The sequence below is a fragment of the Rhizobium sp. 18055 genome (assembly GCF_902706285.1).
In the GTDB taxonomy this organism is placed as follows: domain Bacteria; phylum Pseudomonadota; class Alphaproteobacteria; order Rhizobiales; family Rhizobiaceae; genus Rhizobium.
The window spans coordinates 680,883-699,833 of record NZ_CACSKD010000001.1 but is presented as its reverse complement, the minus strand read 5'-3'; the positions used below and the strand labels follow the sequence as shown (position 1 = coordinate 699,833).

Sequence of the window (18,951 nt, the reverse complement as noted above, 5' to 3'; positions counted from 1 at the left end):
TCCCGGAGCGCGGCTTGCCACACTCCGGGAGGCAATGGGTCAGCCGTTATTGGATGACGTATTGCTGATTGTCGTTGGGGTTCGCGACGAGGTCGCAGACGGCTGCGGTATCCGCGGGCGGCTGGTTCGGGTAGCTTTCCAGGATCTCGAAGCTGTGGTTTTTGACCCGGCCGATATGAACGTCCGTAGCACAATGATGGGTCTTCGGATCAATGGTGGAGGGGCCGCCTGGACCTGCCACAGTGGAACCACTCTCGATGGCCTCGATAACAGCCATCCGATCGAGAGAGTTTGCCTTCTTTACGCCGTTGGCCCAGTGATGAACCGCGTTGTACGTGGCAGACGCATGTTCTGTGACGTAGGGAGCGTTGTCGCCAAACTTTTGGTGATATCGTTTCACGAAGGCGTCATTGGCCGGAGACTTGATCTCTTGGAAGTATCCGAACGCCGCCATGACACCATCGGATTCGGCAGGCGTCAGCACGATATGTTCGTTGCCACCACCGAACGAAGTCGAGACGATCGGAATCTTTCCTGCCATCCCTGCCGCGGCCCATTGACGGAAGAAGGACATGTGGTTGCCTCCGACGAGCAGCGTGTAGATGACATCCGGCTTCTCACGCTGGATCTTCTGGATGGCAGCACTGAAATCGGTCACATCGAGCGGGAAGAATTCGGCCGCAATCACTTCGCCACCAGCCTTCCCGGTGTAGTCACGAACCCATTTCGCGGAAATCTGGCCATAGTTGTAGTCTGCAGCAAGAACATAGACCTTCTTGCCAAAATTCTTCACGGCGTATGGCATCAGCTGGCCGATCGTCTGGGACGGCGTGGAGCCAGTAAGGAAGGTGTTGCGATCGCAGACGCCGCCTTCGTAGAGCGGCGAGTAGAAGTAGAGGGTCTGATAGCGACCCAGAAGCGGGCGGATGGCTTCACGGGATGCACTGGTGATGCCGCCGAAGACGGCCGAAGCCTGAAGGCTCGTCGCAGCCTCCGTAGCAAACTGTGTGTAGAGCTGGATATTGGACTGCGGATCGTACTTCTGGACTTTGATCTTGCGGCCGAGGAGGCCGCCTGCGTCGTTAAGCTCGGATACTGCGAGATCGAGGCAGGCGTCGATCGGCTGACCGTAAATTTCGAGCCCGCCGGACAGGTCGTAAATGCTCGCGATCGTGATGTCGTCAGCAGCAAAGGCGCGATTGACCCATGGTGCCGTGAGCGCCATCGCGGTGCCGCCGAGAAAAAGGCGTCGATTGATTTTCATATGCTCACCCTTTTTATTCTGGTTTCAATGGACGCACGAATCCTGTCCAGCAGACGGCGTCTGCAGGCTCCCTCCAGCGCTGCAGCCGAAGGGGTTTGATTTGAATTTTGTGCGGTCAATATGTTTATATATTCAATATTTTCTTTTTCAAGTAATTTTGTAAAAACGACAGCTTTTTGTCGTGGGATTGCAGAAATCTCACAAAAAACAGCAATAAAACAATATGATAGAAGAATCCGTTTGGCTCTTTGAATGGAATGACCCTGCGACCTTCAGGAACGAGCAGGTTTCAAAAGGCGTCGAAAGTGCGCACGACTTCGAATTCCGCCCCCTCTGCGCGGGCAAGATAGGTCGGGCCGGAAGCGACGCCGTTCCGGACAGTGGTTATCCCGCGTGGGCTCTCGAAACTCAAGCCTTCAAAGGCGTTCGACAAAGCGTCGAGCTTCAATGATTGCGCCTTCGCTGCGAGCGCGCCAAAGAAGCGCAGCCCCTCGTAGCAGGCCTCACTGAGAACACCCTGCACCGGGGCTGTGACACCGAACGCATCTCGATAGCGCTGTAGGAAAATTCGATTTTCGGGCGTCTGCAACGCGCTAAAATACCCTGCGGCGCAAAACAAATTCTCAGTATTCTCTTCGCCGATCGCCAGGAGTGTGTTCTCCTCGATGGCGCCAGATAACCGCAGGATGCGACTCGACAGCCCGCGTTCCGCAAACATCCGGTTGAATGGGACGCATTCGGACCCGACAAGCGAGAGAAATACGATATCAGGATTTGCCTCTTCGATTAGGTCAAGCAGATGCGACGTATCCTGGCCAAGCCCAACATACTCCTCACCAACTACCTCGCCGCCGCGGCGGGAAACGAAATCTCGAACCCAGTTGTGCGAGGCACGTGGCCACACATAGTCGTTGCCGATTAAAAACCAGCGCTTGGCTCGGCGGTGGTCCATGAAATGGATTACAGGGCCAGAGAACTGGCGTTCCGGAACTTCGCCGATACTGAAAACCTGTTCATTCTCCGCGCTCCCCTCGAACAGCGGTGCGAAGACGTAGGGCACACATCCTGCGAGGGCCTGTGAAAGTTCCACGCGTACGGACGAGAGATGCACGCCGACCAAAGCGTGTGCTCCCTGATTGTCCACCAGATCACGTGCGCGCTTGACTACCGCCTGGGGGCTTCCTCCGGCATCCGCAGCCAAGAGTTCAATCGGTCTGCCGAGAATGCCGCCTTTTTCATTGAGCTCGGCAGCGGCAAGAACGGCGCTGTATTGGCAGGACGGTCCCCAAATAGCATCTGCACCTTGAAACGGAACCAGAAGTCCGATTCGTATAGGATCCTGTCTACGTGGGGTTGGGAAACTGGATCCACCGACGCGCTGCGAAATCAATGCATGACGCGAGAAGGCGGCAGGTCGTCGTTGGGGAGGGCTCCGCAGCCAAAGCCTGTCTTCGCCATTGGCCAGCGCGAAATCGAGCGTCACGGCATTCTCCCTTTTCGTTCTCCGCTCCACCCCAGACAGCACTATCCGCAACGGCGGATTGTGAATTTTTTGTTTTCGTTGGTCTCGCCCTATGCGGCGCGACAGAAGCACTATATATATAGTTTCCGATTAAACAATTGCTCTTTAAAGAATCATGGCTGAACGCTCGTTGAACGAACATCTGTCGCACCTGCTTGCCCAGGCCAATCGCCATTTGAGCCGACAGCTCACGGCCGAGGGCGTGTCTCTGGACCAATGGCGATTGATGAAGGTTCTGTCCGAGTCCGGTGGGTTGCCTATGGGCAAGCTTGCCGACGAGCTGGCGCTCAATCTGCCCACATTGACCAAACTCGTAGACCGTATGGTTCAGGATGCGCTCGTCTATCGCGTGCCCGATCCTGCGGATCGCCGTAAGGTGCGGATGTTTTTGTCCGACAAGGGCGCATCAATGCTTGCGTCCCAAAACAAGCGCGTCGAAGAACACGAGGCTAAAGTAGAAGACAATTACGGCAATGAGGACGCTCAGCGTCTAAAAACGATGTTGGAAAGCTTCATCAAGCAGATCGTTTGAATGCTCCACTCACATGGAAGCGATACCCCATTTCACCGATGGGCTTTGACCAGATGAATAGCTGCGCGAAGTGACATCGCCGCAACGGTCAGCGAAGGGTTTACTGCGGCAGATGTGACAAGACTGCTCGCATCGGTGACATAGAGATTGGGGTGATCGAACGCTTGCCCAAATGGGTTGAGGGGAGACGAGGCGGGGTCGCATCCAATCTTCACAGTCCCGCACTGATGAGACGTTGTGTTTCGGTCAAACGGGCGGGTTTGCGACGGTCGCAGATGTTACGAAGGTTCGTCGAACATGCCTGTCGGAAGGCCGTCCATGCTGTATGTGTTCTTCTCCCGACGATAGTTCTCGAGATCGCTTGGGCCTTTTGCCTGTGTCCATTAGTCGAGACTTGCCCTCTCAGCTTTGTAGTCAAACAAAGGTACGCCAAAGCCGCATGAGGTCTGCACCAGATCGATGTCCAGCCAGATGATCTGACGCGATCCCAACGGTTCTGATCCCTCGACGATGTATCGCCCGTCCTCGGCCGTAAAGGCGAAGGATCATCGGAGGTCCTTCGACTGCGCAAAACATTATTGTCAGTCGGTCGTCTGCGCGCAAATGAGCGGCGGTCTCGTTCCCGCTCCCAGTCCTGTCCAGGTAGACAAGTGAGTTGGAACCGACCACTCGGAGGCAGCCAGTCTCGCGAGGTGAAACATTCACCCGAGAGCTGCTCGTGGCCGAGGCCGTGAAGAAAATGTGTTGCCGGCCAATGAAGTCCCTTAGCCGCGCGTCGATGCGTTCGAATTGCTTTGCCACGGCTGATGCGCCCCCAATGCTATCATGCAGTTAGCGGCAGGTAGTCATGGATTTGCCGGAAATTCAAGCGTTTAGCTGCCGACCTATGAGTGGTGCCGCCGGTTCGATTCCGTTCAAAGTCTGACACAACAAGAAGCAAACGGGCTTCAGGCCCGACCGTCTTCTCCACCGGCGGCAGCGATGACCGCGATGATGATGACGCCGTTCATCACCAGGCGCCAGCCGGTGCCGACCCCGAGGGAGTTCAGCATCGACACGAGCAGGTAGAGGAACAGCGCGGCTCCCCATATGCCCGTGAGGTTCGCCCGCCCACCCGATACACTCGTGCCGCCGATGACCACGAGCGCAATCGAGGTAAGGAGATATTCATTGCCCATGTCCAGCGACGCGCCGCCTGAAATGCTGGAGAGCAGCACGCCGCACAGCGCTGCCATCAATCCGCTGAGAGCATAGGTGACATAGCGAGTGCCCCAGACGTTCACGCCGGCAAGCCTGGCTGCACCTTCGTTCTGGCCGACGGCCAGCACGGAGCGGCCGTAGACCGTGCGGTGGAGAACGATAGCCATCAATATTGCGAGAACGACGCCAGCGACCGCCATCAGCGGAACGCCGGCAATACGTGTTGCCGTCATGCTGGCAAGCAGCGGCGGCGGGGCAATCAGCAGGCCGCGGCCATAGGCAATCGCGATCGACTGGATGATCAGGCTCATCGATAGCGTTGCGATGATCGGTGGGACCCGCAATATCCGTATCAGCAGCGCATTGGCGATGCCAAAGCCGATGCCGCAGGCAAATGCCGCCAGCATGCCGGGAAGGATCATCGCATTGTCGCCGGCCATGATCTTCATCGCGACCAGGCCACCAAACGCCACGATCGACGGGATCGATAGGTCCACATTGCCGGGACCGCTGGCCATGACGAACATCTGGCCAATGCCGACAAAGACCGAGAAAACAGAGAATGTCAGGGCAGCCGTGATCATCGCGCCGGCGCCGAGGCCGTTAGCCGCAAACACGGCAATGGCCCAGACGAGCAGGGCTGCCAGAAACGACCAGATCCACGGGAAGCCAGAGAGACGATTGAGCGTGGCGTTCATTTCTTGCTCTTTTCCCAGTTCTTGCCAATAGCGTTGATGCTGACGCGCAGCGCGAGCACGGCAACGAGTATCAGGCCCTGCGCTCCGATCTGCCAATCGGGCGAGATCCGCATAAAGGTCAGCATCGTGCTTGTCAGTCCGAGTGTCAGGGCCCCGAAAACTGCGCCGATCGGCGAAATGCGTCCACCCGTGAACTCACCACCGCCAAGGATGACGCCAGCGATGGAGAGCAGAGTGTAGCGGCTTGCCATGTTGGCATCGGCCGATGTTGCAAGTCCAAGCAGGGCGAGGCCGGCAAAGACGCCGAACAGCCCGGAAAGCGAGTAAAGCGCGCAGCGAAGCCCGAGGATCGACCAACGAGCACGGCGCAATGCCAGCTGCGAGCCACCGGCGCCGCGCAGGACGACCCCGACCGAGGAGCGCATGAGGAACCAGTGCAGCAAGAGCCCGGCAACGGCGGCGATGACGAACGGCAGCGGAACGAAGGGCGGGCGGTAGCTCATCAGCGCCCGCAGCCAGTCTGGCGCCACCCCGCCGGGCGTCGGCAATAGGAGAACTGCGAAACCCGACCATACAAAGGACAGGCCAAGTGTCACCACGATGGAGGGCAGCCGTCTGAGTTCGATCAACGCGCCAGCCGCGGCGTAGGCGAGGATGGCAAGAAGTAGCAGGCCAACCGCGTAAAGCGGGCTGCTGGTCAGCATTGTCGCTCCGATGCAGGCAACCAGGCTGACGAACGGCCCGATCGACAGGTCGATATCACCGATGGTGACCACGAACATCTGCGCCAGCGTCGCCAGAAGAATCGGAACCGCAAGGCTGAGCATGAGCGTAAAGCCGGCATAGCTTGCCACCCGCGGATTGAGCGAAATGACGATCCCCAGCACGGCCAGAAAAATCACGGCGGGAAGCAGCTGGCGCAGGGCAACGACGACGTTTACGCCACGGCGCGAAATTCTGGTCGGTGCTGGAGCTGCGATGGTGGTGGAGGTCAGTACGGTCATGCGGCGAACGAGGCTCCCACAATGTTCTTTTCATGGATGTCGTCACCGCGGAACTCTGCCGCTGCAACGCCGTCGCGAAAGACATAGACGCGATCGCAATAATTCAGTTCCTCGAATTCTGTCGTGTACCAGATGAAGCACCGGCCGCCTTCGGCCTCCTGCCGGATAAGCCGGTAGACTTCCATCTTGGTGCCGACATCGACGCCGCGCATGGGGTCGTCCATCAGGATGATTTGTGCGTCCGATGCAAGCGCGCGGGCAAAAAGCACCTTTTGCTGGTTACCGCCGGACAGGGTGACGATATCGGTGTCGAGGCTGGAGGTGCGGACTTCGATCTTTTCCTTCCAGCGCTGCGTCAGCGCGCGTTCCAGCCTGGCGTTGAGGAATCCGAAGCGCTTCAGCGATCCCATGGCACGGATCGTCAGGTTCTGCTGGACCGACCAGGCGGGGAAGACGCCGTCAGCGCGCCGGTCACCGGCGACAAAGGCGACCGCGGATTTCTTCACGCCGCGCTCGGCGACTACGCCCTGTCCATCCACGAGCGCATGCAGGAATTCCGTCTGGCCGCGACCTGCGAGACCCGCCAGCCCGATGACCTCGCCCGGCTTGACCGAAATGGGCAGCGCGTCGCCGCGGCGGTTCAGATACCGGATGCAGTCGCTGCCGGTCGGCGCAATCGTGGTGCGTGTCGGCCCATCCTGGTGTGCGCCCGCGGCATCGCCGACGTGGCCCATGGCTTCCACAAGATCAGCCCGTGTCAGTCCGGCCGCCGGGCTGTCTTTCACCACCTGCCCGTCCCGCATCACGACAACGCGGTTCGCGACAGCAAGAATTTCGCCGAGCAGATGGGAGATGAGAATGACCGAGAGGCCCTGCAAACGGCGCGTCTCCACATAGGAAAGCAGCTGTTCGGAGGCCTGCCCGTCAAGGGATGACGTCGGCTCGTCGAGGATCATCAGCTTAAGGTCGCTTCCCGCAAATGCGCGGGCAATCTCGACCATCTGCCGCTTGCCGATCGCGAGGTCGCCGAGCACGTCTTCCGGCCGGATCCCATGGCCAGGGAAGATGGCGTCGAGGCTTTTCATCATCAGGTCGCCGGCGCGGCGACGCCAGCTGAAGCCGGTCAGCCCGCGGTGGAGGATGCGGGCGTTCTCCGCGACGTTGAGATTGGGTGCAAGCAGCAGTTCCTGCGACACGCAGCCAATGCCGCAATCTCCGGGCAACGCTGCGCCCGGAGAACCCTGCTTTAAAGATCCTATGCTGTAGGTGCCCTGATCGAAGCTTAGGACACCTGACAGGATGTTCATCAGCGTCGATTTACCGGCGCCGTTATGGCCGACCAGACCCACGACCTCGCCCGGGGAAATCACCAGGTCGACGCCGCGCAGCGCTTGGATGGAGCCAAAGCTACGGGCGATTCCAGCCATTGCGATGATGGGGAGGGGTGCGTTCAGGTCGGCCATGTCAGTCTCAATCTACCAGAGGAACGTCAGGCAATGTCTTGCCGGCATTCAGTGCATCGACCGCCTGGACTGTCCAGTTGAGCGGGTAGGATGCGGTGGTCACGCCGCCTTCCGGTGTGTGCTTGACCCAGTAATCCAGGTCCTTCTGGTGCAGTTCGAGCAGGGGAATGGTGATCTGCTTCGGGATGGCCTTGCCGGCGAGAGCCTGCTGGGCGACCCAGAATGCCATCTGTACCATGCCCGGGGCGCTGGAGATCGACATCGTCTCGAAGCCTTTGGCGTCGCGCTGCTTCTGCCAATAAGTCACTTCGTCAAAACGATTGCCCATGATGATGATCGGCAGCTCGCGACCGGCCGTCGTGAAGGCCTGTGCCGTACCGAAGCCATCGCCGCCCTGGGTGATGACGCCGTCGATTTGCGGCAGTGTCGGCAGAACGCCAGAGACTTCTTTCTGAGCAACCGTCTGCGTCCAGTCACCGCGGGCTTCACCGACGATCTTCATGTTCGGGTACTTCTTGATGGTCTCTTGCGCGCCGGCATGAATGTCGGCGTCGATGGCACCGCCCGCAAGGCCACGGACTTCAAGGAGGTTGCCCTTGCCGTTCAAGCGCTTCGCAAGATACTCAACTTCGGTCACGCCCATGGACTTGTTATCGGTGGCGATGCGATAGGCGCAATCCTCGGTGACAATCTGGTCGAAGGAGACGACGACGATGCCCGCATCGCAGGCCTGCTTGATCGCGCCGTTCAGCGCTGTCGGCGAGGCCGCATCGAGCACGATAGCATCGACGCCCTGAAGGATCAGGTTCTGGATTTGCTGTGCCTGTTCAGTGACCGAGTTTTCCGATGTCGTGAAGCTTGGCGCCTCCTTGACCAGCTTTTGCTCGACAGCCTGCTTTGCGACGGTATCCCAGTCCTTCAGCATCGCCTGGCGCCAGCTGTTGCCGGCATAGTTGTTGGCCAGGGCAATCACCTTGCCGGATGTGTCACCGGTGGCCTTGCCGTCGGCGGCGTGGGCTGCCGATACGAACGCGGTGCCAGCCAGAAGCAGGGCTGCGAGTTTCATCTGTTTGTTCATAGGTTTTCCTCCTCTTAAATTCCAGAAAGTTCAGGGTATCTGGATGCCCCTTGCCGCGGTGTAGACGGCGTAGATCGACGTCGTTGCGGTAATGAAGAGACGGTTGCGCTGGCGCCCGCCAAAAGTCAGGTTGGAAACGTTCTCCGCCGTCCTGATGCGGCCGATCAGCGTTCCATCAGGTGCGTAGACCTCGACAGCCTTACCGGCGCTGGTCCAGAGATTGCCATGATCGTCGAGACGGAAACCGTCCGGGACATTGCTGCCGAGATCGGCAAACAGCCTCGGCTGCCCGAGTGTCTTCCCGTTCTCAACGGTGTGTACCAAGATCTTCCGCGGCCCTTCCGGATTATGCGAGCCTCCGCTGTCGGCGACGAACAGCCGGCTTTCGTCCGCCGAGAAGGCCAGCCCATTGGGGCGCATATGGCAGGACGCGACGCAGGAGATTTTGCCGCTGTCATCGTCGACCCGATAGATGTTGCAGGCGCCGATCTCGCTTTCCGCCCGGCCGCCTTCGTAGTCGGTCATGATCCCGTAGTCGGGATCTGTGAACCAGATGGAGCCATCGCTCTTGACCACGACATCGTTAGGCGAATTCAGTCGCTTGCCTTCGAACCGGTCGGCAAGAACGGTGACGCTGCCGCTGTGTTCGGTCCGCGTGACGCGGCGTGTTGCGTGCTCGCAGGTTACAAGCCTGCCCTGGACATCCCGCGTATTGCCGTTCGAATGGTTCGAGGGCTCGCGGAAGATGCCGATATTGCCGTCCTCAGTCCAGTAATGCATGCGGTCGGAGGGCACGTCGCTCCACATCAGGCAACGCCTATCGGCAAACCAGACCGGACCTTCGGCCCAGCGCATGCCGGTCGCGATCCGCTCGAGCCGGTAGACATTGCTCAAGAAGCAGTCACCGGCCCTGGCGTCGAGCACTTCGAAATCGCTATCGTTCATATCAATCCTCCTCCCAGCTGATCGCGGCGGTTTTAGCCGATATCAGCCTTTGGCGATGCGCTGACGATAGTGCGCTGTGCCTTCGACAATCTTGTCCATCAGCGCATCAAGCGCCCAGAATTTCTCCCGGATGTCAAAGGTGATCACGCGGCTGTCGATGCAGGAAAACGTACCGAGGCGCTCGTGATAGAGCTTCGCCAGCTTCGGATAGCCCATGGGCTCGGCCATCGCCGACAGAGCGAGGTAGACCGAAAGTTCGTCTGCAAGCGTAGGGTTGGTCGCGCTTTTCGTCTGCATCCACTTGTAGAGATCGGGGTGGAAATTGGTGAAGACACCAGTGAAGCCACGCGAGCCGGCCTTCATCGCGTCATAGGCGATCGCGGCATTGGCGTTGACAATGGCAAGCGGCGTATCCTTCGTCATCTCGACGCGGCGCGTTACTGTTTCGAGATCGCAGGACACATCCTTCAGGATGGCGAACCGGCCGCTGCTTGCGCAGAACATCAGCTCGTCGTCGGTCAGCAGGCGGCGGTAAGGTGCGGGGCACTCGTAAAGGCCGAGCGTCAGGTCATCTGGCAGGCGGTCGAGCAGCCATTTCAAGTCGTCGATGAATTTCGTGCCGCCCTGCTGGCTAGCGTCCAGCCTGTTGGTGACGAGCACCATGCCGTCGACGCCGGTGGCCGCAATTGCCGTGAGTTCCGCAAGTTGGTCTTCCAGCGTTTCGCTGACATGGCCGGAGGCGATCACGGGCACGCGGCCAGCTGCGGCCTTATGGACGAAGGCAGCCAGCGCAACACGCTCCTCAAGGCTCAAAAACTGCATCTCGCTGGACTGGCAAACGGCAAACAGGGCATCTGAGCCGTTGGCGATATACCATTCCACCAGCTTCTCGACGCCGGGGTAGTCGATCACACCGCTCTTCGTGAACGGCGTGATCATCACGGGGATAATGCCTTCGATCTTCTTGATCATGGATTCAGCCTGCCAGTACCTGGGGATTGACGACGTATGGGGCAATCGCTTTCGAGCGCCCGCCGAGGAATTCGAGGATATTGCTGACGCAGCGCTCGGTAACGAGGCGCTCGGCCATGCGGTCCATGCCGGAGACATGAGGCGACAGCAGCACGTTGTCGAAGCTGCGCAGCCTTGAACTCTCCGGCAACGGTTCGACCTCAAACACATCCAAGCCGACACCGCCAATGCGGTTCTCCGCCAACGCGGCGACCAGTGCCGTCTCGTCAATCAGCGGTCCACGCGAGGTATTCACCAGGATAGCAGTAGGCTTGACCAGCGCCAGACGCTCTGCATTGACCAGATGGCGGGTCTCCGGCGTCGAGGGAGCGTGGACGGAAATCAAGTCGGCGACCGCGAAAAGTTCTTCGAGAACAATGCGCGTCGCGCCAAGAGACTGTAGTTGCTCATCGGTAGCGAAAGGATCGTAGACGACCACTTTCATACCGCCGCCAACGCAACGGCGTGCCATTGCGCCGCCGATGCGGCCAAGGCCGACGATGCCGGCAGTCCGTCCCCACAGGCCGGGATGAAAGCCGTCGAAGACCCACTTGCCACTCTTGACGATTGCGTCTCGCGGGCCGATCCGGCAGGCAAGCGAAAGCGCCATCGCGTGAGCATACTCCGCTACGCTCTCGTGGTTGGCACCGAACGCCATGGCAACGGGAATGCCGGCCTTCGTGGCTGCCGCCACGTCAACCTTATCGTAGCCGACACCCCAACGCGCAATGATCTTCAGGTCGGGCGCCGTTTCCAGGACATGGGCAGTGTAAGGCTCGCCGCCGGCGATGGTCGCAACGACTCCATCCCTCAACTTCTCGATCAGTTCCGCTTCGCTTGGCAGCCGGAAGGTCTCGTTTACCTCTACTTCGTAGCCGGCGGCGATAAGCGGTTCGAACAGCGCGTCGCCGTTCTTGAACTGCTCAGTGTTGACGAGGATTTTCCGTGCTTTTGTCATATCGCGTTCTTGCTGGTTTCGGGAAATGTTGCGGTTGAGTTATCGGCAGACGGAGGGTGTCCGGATCGAGCTCCAGGCTAAGTGACACGATTGGAGCGAAGGCCGGCCTGGAGAGAACGCGGTGGCAGATTTCAGCCAGCCAATATGAGCAAGTCTGCTCCGTCGCGATTTTGGACAGCCAATCATCTTTCTCTCCTCCAAGAGGTTGTAAGCGCTTACATGCCGGATGCGTGTTAAGCTGTCAAGCGTCAGATTTGTCTTTTCTTTCGAAACTTGGCCGCCCATAAGAAAGATGCTGGAGAGATTCGTGTCATGGAAAACCCCGACAAAACCCGCCTGAAATCGGCCACGCTTCGGCGTGCACGCGGTGGCAGTGGCCGTGTCAAGCTCGACGAAGTCGCGGAGCTGGCGGGGGTCTCGACAGCCACGGTCTCACGCGCGTTCAACGAGCCGGAGAAGGTCTCGGAAGCCGTGCGCGACCGCGTCATGGAAGCTGCCAACGCATTGAACTGGATACCAAACGCGGCCGGCAGGGCACTGGCATCGAGCCGGACTCATATTGCGGGCGCGATCATCCCAACGCTCGACAACGAAATATTCGCGCACCAGATCAGCGGCATGCAGAGCGTGTTTGCCGAACATGGCTTCACGCTATTCCTGGGTTGTTCGAACTACGATCCGGCAGAGGGACTGAAGCAGGTTCAGGCAATGCTGGCGCGTGGCGTGGAGGCCCTGGCGATTGTCGGAGAAAATCATCCGCAAGAGCTGTTCGACGCGTTGAGGTCGCGAAAGGTCCCTTACGTTGTGACCTATTCCTACAGGCAGGGCTCCCCGCATCCCTCGATCGGTTTCGACAACGGGGCGGCATTCAGGGAGATCGTCGAACACCTGCTATCACTTGGCCATCGCCGTTTTGCAGCTATCTTCCAGCCTGAGGCGAACAACGATCGCGTCAAGGCTCGCCTCGATGGGATGCGCTCTGCGCTCGCAAAATCCAATCTGGCGGTGGCCACCGGGGATCTTTGTATAGGTACGTCGACCATGGAATTTGGGGCCGAGAGCTTCCGCCTTCTCATGAACCGAGCAGCAGATCTCCGTCCTACGGCGATCGTCTGCGGCAATGACAATATTGCGCTCGGCGCCCTGTCTGCAGCAGCCGAAATGGGCTTGAGCGCGCCGATGGATTTCTCCATCACCGGTTTTGACGACCTTACAATATCTTCACGGCTGATGCCACATTTGACAACGATGAAAGTCGACAATCAGGAGATCGGGGTGCGCGCGGCGAAATCGTTACTCAGTGTTATCAACGGCGATGTAACATCTCCCATCTCTGTAGAACTGAAAGCTCAATTGAAGGTACGAGTAAGCACCGGGCCGTTGCAGAGACAATAGGCTAGAAAAATCGCCCTGCTGCCGGATGCATTGTCAACGGTTCAAATCTGTTCAAGGCGATGGTGTTCATACCCCGGTTAACAACTTTTCCCGCGCTGTTTTCACCCCGCGGCGGGTCTCGCCTTGGCAGAGACTTCGCGTAAGCAATTGCCTCGCCAGAGTACGGGAAATCATCCCCGAGCTGTTCTCTCTCGCCGTAGACCTTAAAGGTAGGTCCATCGACCAACGATTTTGTAGCCGTTTATCTATTCAATATTCGGCGTTTTCCAACCCATTTTTGGTTCTCCTGTCAAGTGTGCACTGATCGTTACTCGGGCTATGAATACAGAAGGCGCATGCTTTCAGATCCGTACCGTAGGCGTATGTGTGTGTTTGCAAGAGCCTTTCACGCTGAGCGACGCCGAGCTGTGACTTTCATTTCACGTCTTTGCCGTCGCGCTCGAAGTGGTTTTCAAAGCAGCCGCTAAGCCGCACTCGCCGGAATCAGGCGCGCGGGGTCAACATTCGCAACAGATTGAATGGCGAGATGCCGCTCCAGAGCCGATAGAATATCGCCACAGACAGTTTGGTCGAATTTACGGGCAAAGAGATTGGGGCTCGATTTCAGTTCAGCAGCGTCTGCATTCTGATAAGTCCTGGGTCGCAATTTGATGTCGCCATCCGCAATCCAGTCTATCATCCGCAGGTCGTCACTGATGATCTCGCTCTTGATCTCACAGTTCATCATGACCGTCTGGAAGAAACCTTCATCGGCGATCAACGTGTTCTCATAAAACGCCTTGTAGCGGTTCACGCTCGGGTCGTGGCAGACGAACTCGCAGAATGCCCGTGTGACGATCATCCACTGATTGCCGATATAAGGCGTGGCGCCGGTCAGGAAGGGCCTCAAACGAGTTGTGCGCTCGATGCTATCCTCCAACTCGATCACATATTCGCTCACGCGATGCATCGTATCGTGGCGAACCTGATCCTGATCAAGAACCTTGATGTATTCATGATGAAGGTTGGCGTTGAGAAATGCTATGATTTGCTTCTGTGGCTTCAGCGGAAAGTCCTGACCACTTAAATTGATGAAATGGCTCCATTGACCCATTTCCAGCAGGCGCTCCATGCCGCGCAACTCGGCTTCCACCAGACTGTAGCCACCCCAGATGGCTTTCTCGCTCCGGATCATTTCCGCGTTTGGATAGGATAGCAGGAATTCACGAATTTCGGCTTCCAGATCGGCCCCTGAGTTTTTGTCGACATGCACGACATACTGGTTTTGATCGTCATAAATCGCCTTGAACAGGCGTTTGAATTGATCGGGATAACGGTGAACCAGGATTAGATAGCCGATCACGCGCCCCCTCCCAAGTTCTGGAATGGCTGTTGGCTTTTAGAGGAATAGAAAATCATGGCATCGATCCTTTCAGAATCGCGCCGGGCAGCGAACGGCAAGGCCGGTCGTCCGACATCTTCTTGGGTTCGGGAAAATGGATAGCTGCAAATATTGGCGGCGCGCGCACCTCCAGGCATTAGCTACCAGCAGTGTTCTCGCAGGAACGAAGGGCTCCGTTCAATCGGAGCCCTGTTTGTTCGTGGGCGTTCGAGTTTCCGACAGGAAACCCGTTACATCATGCCGCCCATGTCAGGCATGCCACCGCCGGGGGCATCTCTTTTGGGAAGGTCTGCAATCATCGCTTCGGTCGTGACCAGTAGACCGGCAACCGAAGCGGCGTTTTGTAGAGCGGTGCGAACCACCTTGACCGGATCGACGATACCCATGGCGATCATATCGCCAAATTGGCCAGTCTGGGCATTGTAACCGAAGTTGTCGGTGTTGCTTTCGAGGATCTTGCCGACCACGATCGAGCCTTCATCGCCAGCATTTTCGGCGATCTGGCGAACCAGTGACTGTAGAGCCTTGCGGATGATGCTGATGCCGGCGTTCTGGTCGTCGTTCTCGCCCTTGATGTCGAGGACAATAGAGGCGCGCAGCAGGGCCGTGCCACCGCCGGGAACGATGCCTTCCTCGACCGCAGCACGCGTGGCGTTCAGCGCGTCGTCGATGCGATCCTTCTTTTCCTTGACTTCGATTTCGGTCGACCCGCCGACGCGGATCACGGCAACGCCGCCGGAAAGCTTGGCAAGACGCTCCTGGAGTTTTTCCTTGTCGTAATCCGACGTAGTCTCTTCGATCTGCGCCCTGATTTGGGCAACACGCCCGTCGATATCGGCCTTGGTGCCCGCACCATCCACAACGGTGGTATTCTCCTTGGTGATCGAGACCTTTTTGGCGCGGCCGAGCATCTCAAGCGTGACAGTCTCAAGCTTGATGCCGAGATCTTCTGAGATGACTGTGCCGCCGGTCAGGATGGCAAGATCCTCCAGCATGGCCTTGCGACGATCGCCGAAGCCAGGAGCCTTGACAGCAGCGATCTTCAGGCCGCCGCGCAGCTTGTTGACGACGAGCGTTGCAAGGGCTTCGCCTTCGACGTCTTCGGAGATAATCAACAGCGGCTTTCCGGTCTGTACGACAGCTTCCAGGATCGGCAGCATGGCCTGTAAGTTGGAGAGCTTCTTCTCGTGCAGCAGCACGTAGGCGTCTTCCAGTTCCGCCACCATTTTTTCAGCATTGGTGACAAAGTACGGGCTGAGGTAACCGCGGTCGAACTGCATGCCCTCGACAACTTCGAGTTCGGTCTCGGCGGTCTTCGCTTCCTCGACGGTGATAACCCCCTCGTTGCCTACCTTCTGCATTGCGTCAGCAATATACTGGCCGATTTCTTTCTCGCCATTGGCAGAGATTGTGCCGACCTGGGCGATTTCCTCCGAAGTGTTGATCTTCTTGGCCTTGGCCAGCAAATCCTTGACGACAGCTGTGACGGCCAAGTCAATGCCGCGCTTCAGGTCCATCGGGTTCATGCCGGCAGCTACCGCCTTGCCGCCTTCGCGAACGATCGCCTGAGCGAGAACGGTCGCAGTCGTTGTGCCGTCGCCGGCGACGTCGTTGGTCTTCGAAGCAACTTCGCGCACCATCTGGGCGCCCATGTTCTCGAATTTGTCGTCAAGTTCGATTTCCTTGGCGACAGTGACGCCATCCTTTGTAATGCGCGGCGCACCATAGGATTTGTCGATCACGACGTTGCGACCCTTGGGGCCGAGCGTCACTTTTACCGCGTCGGCGAGAACATCGACGCCACGCAGCAGCTTTTCGCGTGCATCACGGCCGAATTTGATTTGTTTGGCAGACATGGAAAAACTCCCGGGCTGATCGCCCATTGGTCGTCATAAAATGAATAGGAATGAAGCAGAATATCAGGCGATAACGCCCATAACATCAGCTTCCTTCATGATCAGCAGGTCTTCACCGTTGAACTTGATCTCGGTACCGGACCACTTTCCGAATAGGATTCGGTCACCTGCCTTGACGTCGAGAGGAACGATCTTGCCGCTTTCATCACGGGCGCCAGCGCCGACGGCGACGATTTCGCCTTCCTGGGGCTTTTCCTTGGCGGTGTCAGGAATGATGATGCCACCCTTGGTCTTGGCTTCAGCCTCAATACGGCGCACGACGACACGGTCGTGCAACGGCCGGAAATTAATATCTATCATTTTGGAGTTCCTCGACAGAACCGTTACCCAATGGCCGATCCTGCTGCTGAAACCTTAGCACTCTTGCGTTCAGAGTGCCAGAACGATTTCGTGTTTCGGTAGTGGCAGTGCAAGGCTTCGCAGGTCGATCTTCAAGCCGCTAGAGACTGGCATCAATCCTGATGTACAGCGGCACTGGGAAATAGATGCCCGTTTCAAACGCGCCACCCCCAGCTTCGGTGCAATGCTCAGCCTCGTGAAGGATGCTTTTTTGGCAGAGAATTCGCATGAGCGGCCGCCTCGCCTGAATATGGGAAATCATCTCCAATTTGACGGTCCCCTTCGTACACCTTGAAGGTCGGACCATCGACTTCAACAATCTTGTAGCCGTTCACATATTCGATCTTCGGGGCTTTCCAACTCATCATCGCTCTCCTGTTCGTTTTCGGTATGAAGACTACGGGGTGACCCGTTTTTGGGCGCAACGGTCTTTGCCTAAGTCCTTCACCACCGCATCAAGATGCGTCGCGTCGCGCCTGGCCAAATCGCGTTTCCAGCTCACGCGCAAAATCAATAAGGTCGATCATGCCATGCTGGTGAAGCGCTATTAGTGTTTTGGCCGCAGAATTCGGAGGTGATATCGACCAAACTTTGACGGCTCGGTGATGGAATTTGGCCGACGCGACGTCGGTCAGCTAGGTCAGCTGTCTAATCGTCAATGCTTTGAGACCTTCGAAGAGGTAAGCAAGGCTCGTTCGGCGCTTAGCCGGCGGTAAAGCGCATTGAGTTCAGCATGCTTAGTCTCCTTGATATTCGGTGACGCCATTTCGGCTTCCAGTTTCTTAAGGTGCAGCTCGATTTCTGCTGATCTGACGGCATTGTCGTCCGACGGTTTGAATTCTATCATGGGTATCTCCTTGAGAGTAACTACAGGCTGCTGCTTTGGTCGGGGAGTTTCATCGGCCTAGATACGAGTGCAACGGCCACCGGTCACTTGGCCTACTGGCTTTCACTGACGTGTATCACCCGTAATCGGCTGATCCGAAGGGCCTTGAGCAACGCCGATTTCTCATCCTGGCCCTCCTTTTCCGCAGTCATGATCTTTCTGAACGCAAGCTCTGTAAAGGCGGTCTTCTCGGTGGGAAACATGCGAACTGTGCGGCGGATCGGTGCTGCTTCATCACAGGGCATAGGAAAACTCCTTGGTTTAGATGATATGTGCGTCGAGATAGCGCCGGTTTCAGGCCGCCAGGTCATGCGGGGGTCTGGACGGTCACGTGTCGGTCAGTGGCGGTAGATCAGTGCAACGCAGGCGATAAAGGCTAGGCTGAAAACCGGTGCCGATTTGATTAGGAATTCAATGTAGCGGAACCGGCCGAGATAGTCGGCGGTGCTCTTCCATGAATATCGCGCTGATGGACTGGACATGGGGGCCTGTTTCTGATGGGAGGGAGGGAAGAACCGGGATAGTTTCAGCCAAAGTCTGGGGATCTGGCTGTGAAGCTGCTTGCCCTTCGGCTCGCATAAAGCTTGCTCGCAGCTTTCTGATTGGGCGACTGTTGTCGAGCGCATTTCGGCAGCCAGATTCGTTGGTGCTGTAGAGAGCTGAGGCCTCCAGCAAGAACTTGAACTCAAACATACCGTCACAGCCGCGATACCGAACCGCGTTTTCGGTCCAGTTGAAGCTTCGGCTTCTATTGCGGAAAACAGCGACATTCCGTTTCAATTCTTAATGCAATTGCAGCGGTGAACACTCGAGTGGCGAAGGTCATCCAGATTGCTTCATCCGCGACCTTGGCAATCATCCAGATGTGCATGTCGTGCCGCGATTCACACTTCTTTATGGGGGCTGTCATACCAGGCTTTAGTGAGCGGTCGGAAGATTGCGCTTGGGCAAGCCGCGGATAGCGAACTGATGATGCGCGTTGCTTGCAGGAATGATTGTCTTCTCGGAGCGGCCAAACCGATACTCGAGTTCGGCACTGAGCTCGGCGGGATCCGTCATGCCCCGTTGAAAGAGGCCGATTAATAGCTTTGCAGCAGTTCCCACCGAGGCGCCTGTCAGGACATCGCTGGAATAACCTGCATCGCCAAGCACTTTCCGAAGAATCTTGAGATCCGCGGCCGTTAGGGACCGAAGGGAAATGTTGGAAGACATAACGTCCTCCTTTCAGTCGGGGCTAGGGTGTGATGGCCCTCAAGCAGCAGCGCCCTGAAAATGGCTTGCTGAAGCGCAGACCCTGCGCCTTTAACCGCGGCAAAGCAAACGAATAGAAAGCGCGTCGGCTGGGGGGTATCCAACGAG

Annotated in this window: 18 protein-coding genes and 2 pseudogenes; 2 read left to right on the top strand and 18 right to left on the bottom strand. The window is 57.7% G+C overall.

The annotated features are described in order from the left end of the window. Nucleotides 1-46: 46 nt before the first annotated feature. Entirely contained in the window at nt 47-1,225 is a 1,179-nt protein-coding gene (locus GVL52_RS03225; protein ID WP_306440346.1) for an ABC transporter substrate-binding protein, read from the bottom strand. A 328-nt stretch (nt 1,226-1,553) separates the two neighbouring features. Next, on the bottom strand, nt 1,554-2,747 hold the full coding sequence (locus GVL52_RS03220; protein ID WP_160003911.1) for a substrate-binding domain-containing protein: 1,194 nt from the start codon (nt 2,745-2,747) through the stop codon (nt 1,554-1,556). A gap of 154 nt (nt 2,748-2,901) precedes the next feature. On the opposite strand from GVL52_RS03220, the gene GVL52_RS03215 reads away from it, so the two are divergent. Beyond that, nucleotides 2,902-3,318, top strand: a complete 417-nt coding sequence (locus tag GVL52_RS03215) for a MarR family winged helix-turn-helix transcriptional regulator (protein WP_160003910.1) — start codon at nt 2,902-2,904, stop codon at nt 3,316-3,318. Between the two features lie 32 nt (nt 3,319-3,350). Here GVL52_RS03215 and GVL52_RS03210 read toward each other — a convergent pair. The 9 genes and pseudogenes from GVL52_RS03210 to GVL52_RS03170 form a co-directional block, all read right to left on the bottom strand. After that, nucleotides 3,351-3,578 (bottom strand): annotated as a pseudogene (locus tag GVL52_RS03210) (GMC oxidoreductase); the annotation flags it as partial. An 18-nt stretch (nt 3,579-3,596) separates the two neighbouring features. Continuing rightward, nucleotides 3,597-4,119 (bottom strand): annotated as a pseudogene (locus tag GVL52_RS03205) (pyridoxamine 5'-phosphate oxidase family protein). 146 nt (nt 4,120-4,265) lie between these two features. Then, complete coding sequence (locus tag GVL52_RS03200; protein WP_160003909.1) at nt 4,266-5,216, bottom strand: ABC transporter permease; 951 nt, start codon at nt 5,214-5,216, stop codon at nt 4,266-4,268. Continuing rightward, on the bottom strand, nt 5,213-6,220 hold the full coding sequence (locus GVL52_RS03195) for an ABC transporter permease (RefSeq protein WP_160003908.1): 1,008 nt from the start codon (nt 6,218-6,220) through the stop codon (nt 5,213-5,215). Before GVL52_RS03195 ends, GVL52_RS03200 begins: the two co-directional genes overlap by 4 nt. Further along, on the bottom strand, nt 6,217-7,683 hold the full coding sequence (locus GVL52_RS03190; protein WP_160003907.1) for a sugar ABC transporter ATP-binding protein: 1,467 nt from the start codon (nt 7,681-7,683) through the stop codon (nt 6,217-6,219). Before GVL52_RS03190 ends, GVL52_RS03195 begins: the two co-directional genes overlap by 4 nt. Nucleotides 7,684-7,690: 7 nt before the next feature. Then, entirely contained in the window at nt 7,691-8,749 is a 1,059-nt protein-coding gene (locus tag GVL52_RS03185; RefSeq protein WP_160003999.1) for an ABC transporter substrate-binding protein, read from the bottom strand. A 42-nt stretch (nt 8,750-8,791) separates the two neighbouring features. Beyond that, complete coding sequence (locus tag GVL52_RS03180) at nt 8,792-9,706, bottom strand: SMP-30/gluconolactonase/LRE family protein (RefSeq protein WP_160003906.1); 915 nt, start codon at nt 9,704-9,706, stop codon at nt 8,792-8,794. A 42-nt stretch (nt 9,707-9,748) separates the two neighbouring features. Next, on the bottom strand, nt 9,749-10,678 hold the full coding sequence (locus GVL52_RS03175) for a dihydrodipicolinate synthase family protein (RefSeq protein WP_160003905.1): 930 nt from the start codon (nt 10,676-10,678) through the stop codon (nt 9,749-9,751). Nucleotides 10,679-10,682: 4 nt separating this feature from the next. After that, a complete protein-coding gene (locus GVL52_RS03170; RefSeq protein ID WP_160003904.1) occupies nt 10,683-11,675 on the bottom strand; it encodes a phosphoglycerate dehydrogenase in 993 nt (330 codons plus the stop codon). Nucleotides 11,676-11,987: 312 nt separating this feature from the next. Here GVL52_RS03170 and GVL52_RS03165 point away from each other — a divergent pair, with 312 nt between their 5' ends. Further along, the gene (locus tag GVL52_RS03165) at nt 11,988-13,070 is read left to right on the top strand and encodes a LacI family DNA-binding transcriptional regulator (protein ID WP_160003903.1); all 1,083 of its coding nucleotides are present in this window, start codon (nt 11,988-11,990) and stop codon (nt 13,068-13,070) included. 463 nt (nt 13,071-13,533) lie between these two features. On the opposite strand, the gene GVL52_RS03160 is transcribed toward GVL52_RS03165, so the two are convergent. The 7 genes from GVL52_RS03160 to GVL52_RS03135 form a co-directional block, all read right to left on the bottom strand. After that, entirely contained in the window at nt 13,534-14,412 is an 879-nt protein-coding gene (locus tag GVL52_RS03160) for a beta-1,6-N-acetylglucosaminyltransferase (protein WP_160003902.1), read from the bottom strand. A 269-nt stretch (nt 14,413-14,681) separates the two neighbouring features. Continuing rightward, nucleotides 14,682-16,307 carry a chaperonin GroEL gene (groL, locus tag GVL52_RS03155; protein WP_160003901.1) on the bottom strand — a complete coding sequence of 542 codons (1,626 nt, stop codon included), beginning with the start codon at nt 16,305-16,307 and terminating at the stop codon, nt 14,682-14,684. Between the two features lie 63 nt (nt 16,308-16,370). Then, a complete protein-coding gene (gene groES, locus GVL52_RS03150) occupies nt 16,371-16,667 on the bottom strand; it encodes a co-chaperone GroES (RefSeq protein WP_160003900.1) in 297 nt (98 codons plus the stop codon). A 227-nt stretch (nt 16,668-16,894) separates the two neighbouring features. After that, nucleotides 16,895-17,071: a hypothetical protein gene (locus tag GVL52_RS30305; protein ID WP_200847746.1), complete on the bottom strand. Its 177-nt coding sequence runs from the start codon at nt 17,069-17,071 to the stop codon at nt 16,895-16,897. A 290-nt stretch (nt 17,072-17,361) separates the two neighbouring features. Next, nucleotides 17,362-17,553 carry a hypothetical protein gene (locus tag GVL52_RS03145; protein WP_160003899.1) on the bottom strand — a complete coding sequence of 64 codons (192 nt, stop codon included), beginning with the start codon at nt 17,551-17,553 and terminating at the stop codon, nt 17,362-17,364. Between the two features lie 92 nt (nt 17,554-17,645). Beyond that, complete coding sequence (locus tag GVL52_RS03140; protein WP_160003898.1) at nt 17,646-17,837, bottom strand: hypothetical protein; 192 nt, start codon at nt 17,835-17,837, stop codon at nt 17,646-17,648. Nucleotides 17,838-18,510: 673 nt separating this feature from the next. Next, nucleotides 18,511-18,804, bottom strand: coding sequence for a hypothetical protein (locus tag GVL52_RS03135; RefSeq protein WP_160003897.1), 294 nt, complete (start codon nt 18,802-18,804; stop codon nt 18,511-18,513). Nucleotides 18,805-18,951 lie beyond the last annotated feature (147 nt).